Annotated in this window: 8 protein-coding genes; 3 read left to right on the top strand and 5 right to left on the bottom strand. The window is 59.4% G+C overall.

Annotated elements, in window-relative coordinates:
- Positions 1-47: 47 nt before the first annotated feature.
- The 5 genes from LDL37_RS05905 to LDL37_RS05885 all read right to left on the bottom strand — a co-directional run bounded on the left by LDL37_RS05905 (position 48) and on the right by LDL37_RS05885 (position 5,571).
- Entirely contained in the window at positions 48-575 is a 528-nt protein-coding gene (locus LDL37_RS05905) for a TIGR02281 family clan AA aspartic protease (protein ID WP_290795548.1), read from the bottom strand.
- Positions 576-1,242: 667 nt separating this feature from the next.
- Positions 1,243-1,617 carry a hypothetical protein gene (locus LDL37_RS05900; protein WP_126422747.1) on the bottom strand — a complete coding sequence of 125 codons (375 nt, stop codon included), beginning with the start codon at positions 1,615-1,617 and terminating at the stop codon, positions 1,243-1,245.
- Positions 1,618-1,841: 224 nt separating this feature from the next.
- The gene (locus tag LDL37_RS05895) at positions 1,842-2,204 is read right to left on the bottom strand and encodes a hypothetical protein (protein WP_290795545.1); all 363 of its coding nucleotides are present in this window, start codon (positions 2,202-2,204) and stop codon (positions 1,842-1,844) included.
- A gap of 230 nt (positions 2,205-2,434) precedes the next feature.
- Positions 2,435-4,153, bottom strand: coding sequence for a methyl-accepting chemotaxis protein (locus tag LDL37_RS05890; RefSeq protein WP_290795543.1), 1,719 nt, complete (start codon positions 4,151-4,153; stop codon positions 2,435-2,437).
- 287 nt (positions 4,154-4,440) lie between these two features.
- Positions 4,441-5,571, bottom strand: coding sequence for a cell wall hydrolase (locus tag LDL37_RS05885; protein ID WP_290795541.1), 1,131 nt, complete (start codon positions 5,569-5,571; stop codon positions 4,441-4,443).
- 618 nt (positions 5,572-6,189) lie between these two features.
- Here LDL37_RS05885 and uvrB point away from each other — a divergent pair.
- The 3 genes from uvrB to LDL37_RS05870 all read left to right on the top strand — a co-directional run bounded on the left by uvrB (position 6,190) and on the right by LDL37_RS05870 (position 9,849).
- Complete coding sequence (gene uvrB / locus LDL37_RS05880; protein ID WP_290795539.1) at positions 6,190-8,361, top strand: excinuclease ABC subunit UvrB; 2,172 nt, start codon at positions 6,190-6,192, stop codon at positions 8,359-8,361.
- 356 nt (positions 8,362-8,717) lie between these two features.
- Positions 8,718-9,122 (top strand): hypothetical protein, encoded by a 405-nt coding sequence (locus LDL37_RS05875; RefSeq protein WP_290795537.1) that lies wholly within the window; start codon positions 8,718-8,720, stop codon positions 9,120-9,122.
- 109 nt (positions 9,123-9,231) lie between these two features.
- Positions 9,232-9,849 carry a DUF3617 family protein gene (locus tag LDL37_RS05870; protein WP_290795535.1) on the top strand — a complete coding sequence of 206 codons (618 nt, stop codon included), beginning with the start codon at positions 9,232-9,234 and terminating at the stop codon, positions 9,847-9,849.
- Positions 9,850-10,000 lie beyond the last annotated feature (151 nt).

The raw sequence follows: 10,000 nt of genomic DNA, 5'->3' as shown, positions 1-10,000 counted from the left end.
CGCCATGTCGGCGTCACAGGCGCGGCGTGAGGCCTATGAGGCCAGCCTTACGGACGCAGGATAAGGCTGCCCTGCGTGGCCTCAAAGCGGCTGAGGCGACCGAGATAGCTCATGCCCAGTAGTGAGGTGGACAGGCCTTCGCGGATGACCAGGGCCTCGACATCGTCCATCTGGCTCTGGCCGATCTGCACGCGGTCAATAACGACGCGGGCGGCCTGCGTCTTGCCGCTGGCGGTGGTGACGTCCTGATCGTAGGTGAGGGTGTTCAGATTGATGCCCAGACGGCGGGCGTCCTGCGGCGTCAGGGCGACCACAGAGGCCCCCGTATCGACCAGAAATTTGACCGTTGTGGTGTTGACCCTTGCCTCAGCCCAGTAGTGGCCGTCGGCCGCCTTGGGGATGGCGGTGACGCCGCCGATTGTGCTGGGGGCAGAGACGCTGTGCGTCTGGGACGTTTGCACCAGGGTCGCGGTTTCATCGCCTTTGGAAGTGAAGCCTTCGTGCCGTACCACCAGCAGGCCGGTGGCGACCGCACTGGTGATGGCGCATCCCAGAATAAACGCAGATCTCAGCATAACGAAACCACCACCACCGCTTTCGGGCTGCCCGTGCCGGGCCACCGGTCTTTTCCGGTTGGTCACAGTCTATGCGGATAAGGTTTTTTTATCGTGAATCGGTGGAAATGTGGCGTGTTCGGACGAAATTGAATTGGAAAATGAAATTTTGTTTTTTAAAATAACGCATAAAATCAATTATTTGTGCAATTCATAATTCAATTTTTACTCCGGTTACGGAATGTTTGTTGCGCGTTTTTTGAGTTTGTGGCACATTGGTATCCGACGCGACGACGGCTGAGAGAGGTGAGAGTCCCCTGAGAGTTTGCGACGCGTCTTCTTGTTCATCTTGTCATGAAAAAGGAGGCGCATTGTGATGAACGACAATGAAAAGAAACAACACGCTATGACTTCGTTCGCCCTGTTTGGCGGAGTCTTTCTGGGGCAAAAGCCCAAATCCGGGCCGGTGCAAAGCCGCCCGCAGGATTTCAGGCCGTTTGGCCGCAAGTAAAAGCGAAATGACTTAAGCGAAATCGTCATTTCGCTCTAAATTTTCGTTTTGTCGCGATGTTTTTGCGGAAAACCGCTCACACTTTTCCGCACATCGCTCCAGCGTGACGCAAACCCAAAACGTAAAACCCTCCGCGATCACTCGCGGAGGGTTTTTTTTCAATAGCCGGGAAACGACTTAGTTCGAAGCGAGCTTCACGCCGGCCTTGGCTTCCGCAGCGGCCATGTTCGGCGACGCCTTGGTGATCTTGACCGACGGGTTCGAGCCGCCTGCGCCGAAGCGCGCGGTGCCTTCCACCCAGTACAGGCCGTCAGCGCCCAGGAAGTTGTACTTGAATTCGATGGAGTAGGTGCCGGCGCGCACGTCACAGGCATTGACGTTGACCATCTGCTTGCCGGTGACGGGAACGACCTTCGACACAGCGGCCTTGGCCAGACCGGCGAGGGCAGAGCCGGCTTCGGCCTGCTGGGCGTCATCGCACTCGGCGGCTTGGGCGGCGCCCGTCATACCCAGAACGGCGACGGCGGCAATCATAAGGCTTTTCTTGATCATCTCTTTGTAGCTCCTTGAGTTTCTTCAGGATGACTACACTCTATCTGATAATGAATAATCTTAAGTTAAACAGGGCGTTAGGAAATTTTTACGGAGATTAACTCCGTTATTTCAAACACTTGAAATACAAGGGGGTAAATCTTAATGACGTCCGGAGACGAGAAAAAATAAGCAAAAAAATGAAAAAAGCCGCCGGACAGATCGTGCCCGGCGGCGTTTATGTCTTAGTTCGAGGCCAGCTTGATGCCCGCCTTGGCTTCGGCGGCAGCCAGGTTCGGGCTCAGACGCTTCAGCTTCAGTTCGGTCACGGCCGAGCCATTGTACCTGGCCGTACCTTCGACCCAGTACAGGCCGCCGGCGCCGAGGAAGTTGTACTTGAATTCTGCGGTAGCGTTCTTGCCGGCGGCGTCGCAGGTGTTGATGCTCACCATCTGCTTGCCTTCGACGGCAACCGCCTTGGACACGGCGGCCGCAGTGGCGGCGGCGATCGCCTTACCGGCGGCGGCTTCCTGGGCTTCGTCACACTCGGCAAAGGCCGGAGCGGCAAGGGCGGTCAGGGCAAGAGCGGAAAAGATAACAGCTTTCACGGCGTAAAACTCTTTCTGAATCGGTACTGGGCATTCGGCCCACGGGGAGGAGGACGGGATGCGTTGTTGGGCGCGAGTTCAATATACCTATGAGTGTTTAATTGCCGGTGAATCTATTGTGCGGCGCGATGGATTTTTTCACCTCTTAAATTGGTTTTATGCGGTTGAACGCACAAAAAACCCCTCCGGAAGCTCCGGAGGGGTTTTCAATCTGAGAGGTCGTGCCGGTTTTAGGCGGCCGTCAGTTCGGCCAGGAAGCGGCGGATATTCTCGCTCATGGCTTCCGTGCGTTGCGTGAGCTGACGCGCGGCACCCAGCATTTCGGTCGAGGCCTTTTCCGTATCGGCGGCCGAGGCCGACAGTTGCGAGACGGAGGTGGAGGCGGTGGTGGTGCCGTCCGAGGCTTCGTTGACGTTGCGGGCGATTTCGTTGGTGGCGTCGCCTTGCTGGTGCACCGAGTCGGCGATGGACGAAGCGATTTCGTTCATGTGCTTGATGGTGGCACCGATACCGCGGATAGCCGAGACGCCGTTTTGGGCCGCCGTCTGGATGTCCTTGATGCGCTCGCGGATTTCGTCGGTGGCCTTGGCGGTTTGCTGCGCCAGCGACTTCACTTCCGAGGCCACGACCGCGAAGCCCTTACCGGCTTCACCGGCGCGCGCCGATTCGATGGTGGCGTTGAGCGCCAGCAGGTTGGTTTGCTGGGCGATGGCGTTGATGAGGTCAACCACTTCGCCGATCTGATCGGCGGCGCGGCTCAGCTCGACCATCGAGTCGTTGGTCTTGTCGGCTTCCGACACGGCTTCGGCGGCGATTTCCACCGAGCGGACGGCCTGATCACCGATGACGCCGATCGACGCCGACAGTTCGGTGGTCGCCGAAGCAACGTTTTGCACGTTGTCGGCCGAGTTGCGGATCGAGGAGACCGCCGATTGCGAGCGGCGCTCGTTTTCCTGCGCGATGGTGAGCAGGGTGCGGCCGTTGGCGTCGAGGTCCGAGGCGGCGGCCGACAGGGCGTCCAGCATGTCCTGAGCTTCGTGGCGGAAGCGTTCGGCCAGTTCCGACATCTGACGGGCGCGTTCTTCGCGGGTTTTCATTGTGGCGGCTTCGATTTCGGCGAGGCGCAGCTTTTCTTCAGCATTGGCCTTGAAGACATTGAGGCTATCGACGACCGACTTCAGTTCATCGCCACGCGCCAGCGATTGAATGTCCACATTCAGATTGCCGCGCGCCAGTTCCTCAGTGGTCTTGGCGATGCGGTTGATGCCGGTCACCGTAGCGCGCGAGAAGACGAAGGCGATACCGCAGGACAGGACGGCCATGATGGCGGCGAAGACGGTCAGCATGGAGATGCCGGCGGTCTGGGCCGTGCGGGCGGCTTCGGCGTCCGCCTTGGCCTGAGCGACCTGACCGGCGATGATCTTGTCCGAGATTTGCGACATCTTGGCGTAGCCTTCGTCGAACTGCGACATCAGCGGCGCGACGGAGGGGAAATCGACGGTCATGACCGAGCCGGCGAACTCGACGGCTTCCTTATAGGTCTTGACCTCCTTGCCGAGGTCTTCGAGGTCTTTCTTCTTGGTGGCGTCGGTGGTGGCACCTGCCATCGCCTTGATGCTGGTTTCGATCTTGCCGAGGTCCTGCACGACCAGGGCGACCTTCTGATCGGCATTGGTGCCGGCACCCGACGCCTGATCGGTCATGGCGCGGAACAGCTGGCCATTGGCTTCCTTGATGGCCGACTTGATGTCGCCCATGGCCTGAACGGCCGGGAGGCTCTGTGTATTGATGTTTTCAATAGCCTTGCCCTGCGTGTTCATCACGGTCACGGCCCCGAAGGCCAGCGCGACGATCAGCGCGGTGGCGACGGCGGCCGGAGTCATGAACTTCAGCGTGAAGGACAGGTTGGAGATGCTCAGCTTGCCGCCGGCAGATTTCGACTTAGTCATTATGGCCCCTGACAATCTAGTGTCTGCTTTTCCGGTACGGCGTTTGCGGGGCCGCCCGGAGAAATGGTTTTCTGGGGTCTTGGTGCGTGATCCAACTACAGGCACGACTCATCACGCGTCCGCAAACCCCGGATTGTCAGGCAGGGTGTCAGAACATAGTTGTTGAAACCCTAACATCCGTCATTTTTTTTGTCTTATAATAAAACGCGGGTAACCTTAATAAAAACAGCGCCTAAGAGTGAACCCAGGCGCTGTGGTGTGGTTTTTTCGTTTAGAAAATCGCCCGGTTACGGCTTGGTCTGCGTTGCCGTTTTCGCGGCTTGCGTGAGCGCCTGAGCATCCTCGCCCTTTACTTGTGATGACAGGGCGATGGCCTTTACAGCGCTATCCTTGCTGGTGTCCCGCAGATGGCTGAGGGCGTCAGAGGCCTTGGTATCCACCGGGGCCGCAGGCAGGGCAGGGGTTTCCGTCGTCTCTTTCGCCTGTTCCAGAGTCGGGGCCGCCGAGGGGCGGACCTGATCGGCGGCGGCCAGCATCTGCGCGCCACGGCTGGAAAACTGATAGAAGGCGTGGTTGCCGATGGTGGCGGTGCGCTGCATGCGTACCGACCAGTCGGGCGAGATACCCAGTACGTGGAAATGGGTCGAAGCGCCGACCGACTTCATCACATAACCGTCCAGCGCGTCTTCGGCGACGGTGCGGGCGCGCTTCCACGCCCAGCTTTCGACGCGGTTGGACATGATGCCGTTGCAGGTGAAGCTGAACTGACAACCGGTGCGCTTCACCGCGCCCTGATAGACCACATTACAGATGGTCTTGGGGTAGGCGGGGTGACGCACGCGGTTCAGGATCACCTGAGCCACGGCGCGCTGACCGGAATCGGTTTCGCCGCGCGCTTCGTAATAGACGGCCTGAGTCAGGCAATCGAGATCGGAGGCGGAGCGGTTCTTCAGATCAAAGGGCGACGCCGGAGCCGTGCGCGACGGTGCGCGCATCAGGCCCAGATCAAGGCTGGCCTTCAGCACCGGGGCGGAGGCGGCTTCGGCCTTGTGCGCGCGGGCCGGGCCAACCAGAGACGCAAACAGGTCGGTACGCTGGCGGTCCTGACGCAGGCGCATCGTGGCCACAGGCGAGGTATAGGATTCGTGACGCATGACCAGCGCGATGGCGCGGCGGTCCAGATCGTCCTGAAGCGCGGCGATATGCTTTTCGCCGTTCATCTGACGCAGACGGTCCGCGCCATAGGAATGATCGTTCAGGCTCATCAGGCTTTCGGCCTGTTCGCGGATTTGCGCGTCGCGCGTCAGCTTGCCGCCTAACCAGGCAGAGCCGAACGCGGCGGTCAGCATGAGGCTGGAGCCGCCAGCGGCGGTCAACAGGCGCATCTGACGGCGCGTAAGAGACAGGTTCAGACCCAAAGGTGTCTTGTCCTCAGTAACGAGAGCGCACCGCGCTCCCTGACAGAGGGCAACCCCACCATACATTCTTCTGAATGCATCAGGCCGTTTCACAACACGGAAACACAGCCTTCCGGGGGCGCCGGAGCCGACGACGCACATAACTGTGCCTATCTACAGCCGGTCTTATAGCCAGAAATATGGCAAAAATGTGTTAAAGCGTCAATCGCGTAAAAGGAGCATCAGTTCAGAGGGGGTGAGAGTGAGAAAATTTCTCATATAATGCCTATTTTTTATCAAGATGTGCGCTGCAATGACTTTTTATTTTATGAAGTATTGAAGAGATAAGCTTATCCGCTTTTTTCTTGCGATATTCATGGAGGGGGCTTTCGGTTTTGCGATCATTACAATTCAACGAAGTTTACTCACGTGACGCAAAAGTGAAACTCAGGCGCCGGGTAGGTATAGAACATTGTTATTTTAAATTTGCGGTTTCAAGGCACTGGAATCCCGAATGAATCCCTCTCAGGCGAGGGAGTCACGAAAACTTGAAGCCCGCAAAACGGCCAATCTGGCCGTAGGGCGCAAAAGCCGCGGGTCGCCCCTTTTTATTTTTTTGCAGGACGCTATGTTATGTTCATGAACCGTTCTCATATCGCCCGCCTCATTTTCGAAGATCCCCGCCGTTACGCCGCTGATGTCGGCGCGCAGGACTTCCCGCCGACCCTGTGGTCGCCGCACCGCCCCGACCGGCCGCAAAAGTCGGAAGGGGGGCGGCGGTTCGTGCTGCATTCGGCCTATGAACCGGCGGGGGACCAGCCGGCGGCGATTGCCGAGCTGGTTGAAGGGGCCAATGCGGCTGAGCGCGATCAGGTTCTTCTGGGCGTCACCGGGTCGGGCAAGACCTTTACCATGGCCAAGGTGATCGAGGCGACGCAGCGCCCGGCGCTGATTCTGGCGCACAACAAGACGCTGGCCGCGCAGCTTTATAGTGAGTTCAAGGCCTTCTTCCCGGAAAACGCGGTCGAGTATTTCGTCTCCTACTACGACTACTACCAGCCCGAAGCCTATGTGCCGCGTACCGACACCTATATAGAGAAGGACTCGTCGATCAACGAACAGATCGACCGCATGCGCCACGCGGCGACGCGCGCCATCCTTGAGCGCGACGACGTGATCGTGGTGGCCTCGGTGTCGTGCATCTACGGTATCGGTTCGGTCGAAACCTACACGGCCATGACCTTTGAGCTGAAGGTGGGGCAGACCATTGACGAGGCGCAGTTGCGCGCTGATCTGGTGGCGCTGCAATACAAGCGTAATGATGCGGCCTTTGAGCGCGGCACCTTCCGCCGCCGCGGCGACGTCATCGAAATCTTCCCGGCCCACTACGAAGACCGCGCCTGGCGGGTGTCCTTGTTCGGCGATGAGATCGAGGCCCTGACCGAGTTCGACCCGCTGACCGGCAAGAAGACGGCGGACCTGAAAGACCTTAAGGTCTATGCGGCCAGCCACTATGTGACGCCGCGCCCGACGCTGCGTCAGGCCATCGACCGCATCAAGGCCGAACTGAAACTGCGGCTGGATCAGCTCCATGCCGAGGGCAAGCTTCTGGAGGCGCAGCGCCTTGAGCAGCGCACCACCTTTGATCTGGAGATGATGGAGGCCACCGGGGCCTGCGCCGGTATCGAAAACTATTCACGCTATCTGACCGGACGGGCGCCGGGCGAACCGCCGCCGACCTTTTTTGAATATCTGCCGGAAAACGCGCTGCTGTTCGTGGATGAAAGCCACGTCACCGTGCCGCAGATCGGCGGCATGTATCGCGGCGACTTTGCGCGTAAGTCGGTGCTGGCCGAATACGGCTTCCGCCTGCCGTCGTGCATGGATAACCGGCCGCTCAAGTTCGAGGAGTGGGAGGTGATGCGGCCGCAGACCGTCCACGTTTCGGCGACGCCCGGCAACTGGGAGATGGAGCAGACGGGTGGCGTGTTTACCGAACAGGTGATCCGCCCGACCGGCCTGATCGACCCGCCGGTCGAAATCCGCCCCGTCTCGACCGACGGCGCCAATCAGGTCGATGACGTGATTGCCGAGGTGCGCGAAGTCGCCAAAAACGGTTATCGCTCTCTGGTCACGGTGCTGACCAAGAAGATGGCGGAAAACCTGACCGAATATATGCACGAGCAGGGTATCCGCGTGCGCTACATGCACTCCGACATCGACACGCTGGAGCGTATCGAGATCATCCGCGACCTGCGGTTGGGGGCGTTTGATGTACTGGTGGGGATCAACCTGCTACGCGAAGGTCTCGACATCCCCGAATGTGGCTTTGTGGCCATACTCGATGCCGACAAGGAAGGCTTCCTGCGCTCGGAAACCTCGCTGATCCAGACCATCGGGCGGGCGGCGCGCAACGTCGAAGGCCGCGTCATTCTTTATGCCGACAAGATGACGGGCTCGATGGAACGGGCGCTGGCCGAAACCAGCCGCCGCCGTGAAAAGCAGATGGCCTACAATGCCGAACACGGCATCACGCCGGAAAGCGTCAAGCGCGGTATTTCCGATATTCTGGATAGTCCGTATGAAAAGGCCGACCGCGTTCAGGTGCCGGTGGGCGTCGCGGCCAGGGACTCCAAGCCCTTCCTCGGTTCCAATTTTCAGGCAACACTCAAGGACCTTGAGACGCGGATGCGTGAGGCGGCGGGCAATCTGGAGTTCGAAGAGGCCGCTCGCCTGCGCGATGAGATCAAGCGCCTCAAACTGCTGGATCTGGAGTTCGCCAAGGATATGATCGGGGACGGGGCGGTATAAATTTACCGTCAGAACGCTTCGCGAGCGTTTCAATCCGATACTGAGGCTTGTGCGTCACGCCCCTGTTACGAAAATGTGCCAGTTTGAAACGAAACCGGCTGGATTTTCGCGACGAAATGCCTCACTCTGTGGTCTGATAACCGGAGTCATTGCAAATGACTTCGGGTATGCCTTTCGAGACTGTCTCAAGTCTCTGACACATATGAGACAGTCTTGATGTTTCAACGGCCGGATGCGGTTAGCATCTTCGGCCGTTGGTATGAGGTGTGCATAACCCCTGGTTGGGGCCCCGTCGCGTTTCAATTTGGCTGTGTGACGGCATTCCGGGGCGCATAGAGAAGAGGTTGGGGTGTGATATGCGTAGAACCAGATTGAATGTGGTGCCGCCCTCGACGAAGGGGGTCGCAATCGAAGCCGAGATGATGGGGGGCGTGGGCGAACCGGCCCATGAGGTCATCAATGTCGTGCCTGTGCCGCTCAACACGGCCAACAGTCTGCAATCGCTCGTCGATGCGACGGTTTCGGCGCGTGAAAGCCGCACCCAGCGCGTGCGCCGCCTTCAGGAAGAGGCCAAGGCGCTGGCGCGCGAGCAGATTTCCGAGCTGGAAATCCTGATCGACGCGACGGCCAAGATGGCGCATGAAATCGCCGAAGGGGGCGAGGCCTATCCGGTGGGCGCGCGAGAACTGAGCCGCCGACTGGCTGACGAATTGCCGCGCACGTTGCAAACCCTGCGCATCGTCACCAAAAAGAGCCTTTGAACCTGTATTTTGCAGGGCCTGCGGCAATAAGGTGCATAATTCGACTCGCCTGTCTGGGGTTTTACGCTTACATCTGTGACTTCCGTTTCGGGACAGGGATGCACAGGACATGGCCGCGTATGTAAAGTCAGGTGTGGCGCTCTCTTGGCTGGCCGCCGTCGCGCTGATGACCGGTTGTGGCAAGAAAGAACAACCCCCTGCGCCTGAGCCCGCTCCGGCCCCGGCCTCTGTGGCCGCGCCACCGCCCAAACCGCAGGAGCCTCTGCCGGCGCGTCAGCCCGGCCTGTGGGAGACGACGCTCAGCGAAGAGGGCTCGGAAAGTCAGGCCCAGACCATGCGCATCTGCCTCGACGCGTCCACCGAGAAGGAGCTGGGTATTACGGGCACTGACCTCAATGGCAATCGCTGCCGCTACACGACGGTCAGCCATCTGGACGACGGTTCCTGGGGCATTCTCGCCGAATGCAATATGGGATCGGGCGGCAAGATGGAGGTGTCGGGCAGCATCACCGGCGACTATACGCGCGACTACACCATGACCCTGCGGTCCCAGACCACGGGGGCGGCGCTGGCACATATGAATCGCGTGGTCAATATGACGATCAAATCCAAACGTCTCGGTCCGTGTAAGGCCGATCAGAAGCCCGGCGATGTGACCCTGCCCGGCGGCGACGTCAGCTTCAACCTGTTCGATATGGCCGGGCGCGAGCCGGGGAAGCCCAAATAGGTTAAACCAGCCAGCTCTTGGGATTGGGGATCGGGCGTTTATGGAAGACGTGGTTGAAGCCCACGGTGCAACGCCCCACGATCCACAGGAACAGGGCGAAGACGAGGATCAGCACGATACCGCCCAGCACCACGCTCGACATCACCGGTGA

It is taken from the genome of Asticcacaulis sp. (genome assembly GCF_020217185.1).
Classification (GTDB): Bacteria; Pseudomonadota; Alphaproteobacteria; order Caulobacterales; family Caulobacteraceae; genus Asticcacaulis.
Note: the sequence above shows the minus strand (reverse complement) of the source record. Positions and strands in the feature narration are given on the sequence as shown.

Excerpts from the sequence above, each read along its gene's own strand:
- LDL37_RS05905 (WP_290795548.1), bottom strand. The coding sequence starts at position 575 with ATGCTGAGATCTGCGTTTATTCTGGGATGCGCCATCACCAGTGCGGTC.
- LDL37_RS05900 (WP_126422747.1), bottom strand. The coding sequence starts at position 1,617 with ATGATCAAGAAAAGCCTTATGATTGCCGCCGTCGCCGTTCTGGGTATG.
- LDL37_RS05890 (WP_290795543.1), bottom strand. The coding sequence starts at position 4,153 with ATGACTAAGTCGAAATCTGCCGGCGGCAAGCTGAGCATCTCCAACCTG.
- uvrB (WP_290795539.1), top strand. The coding sequence starts at position 6,190 with ATGAACCGTTCTCATATCGCCCGCCTCATTTTCGAAGATCCCCGCCGT.
- LDL37_RS05875 (WP_290795537.1), top strand. The coding sequence starts at position 8,718 with ATGCGTAGAACCAGATTGAATGTGGTGCCGCCCTCGACGAAGGGGGTC.
- LDL37_RS05870 (WP_290795535.1), top strand. The coding sequence starts at position 9,232 with ATGGCCGCGTATGTAAAGTCAGGTGTGGCGCTCTCTTGGCTGGCCGCC.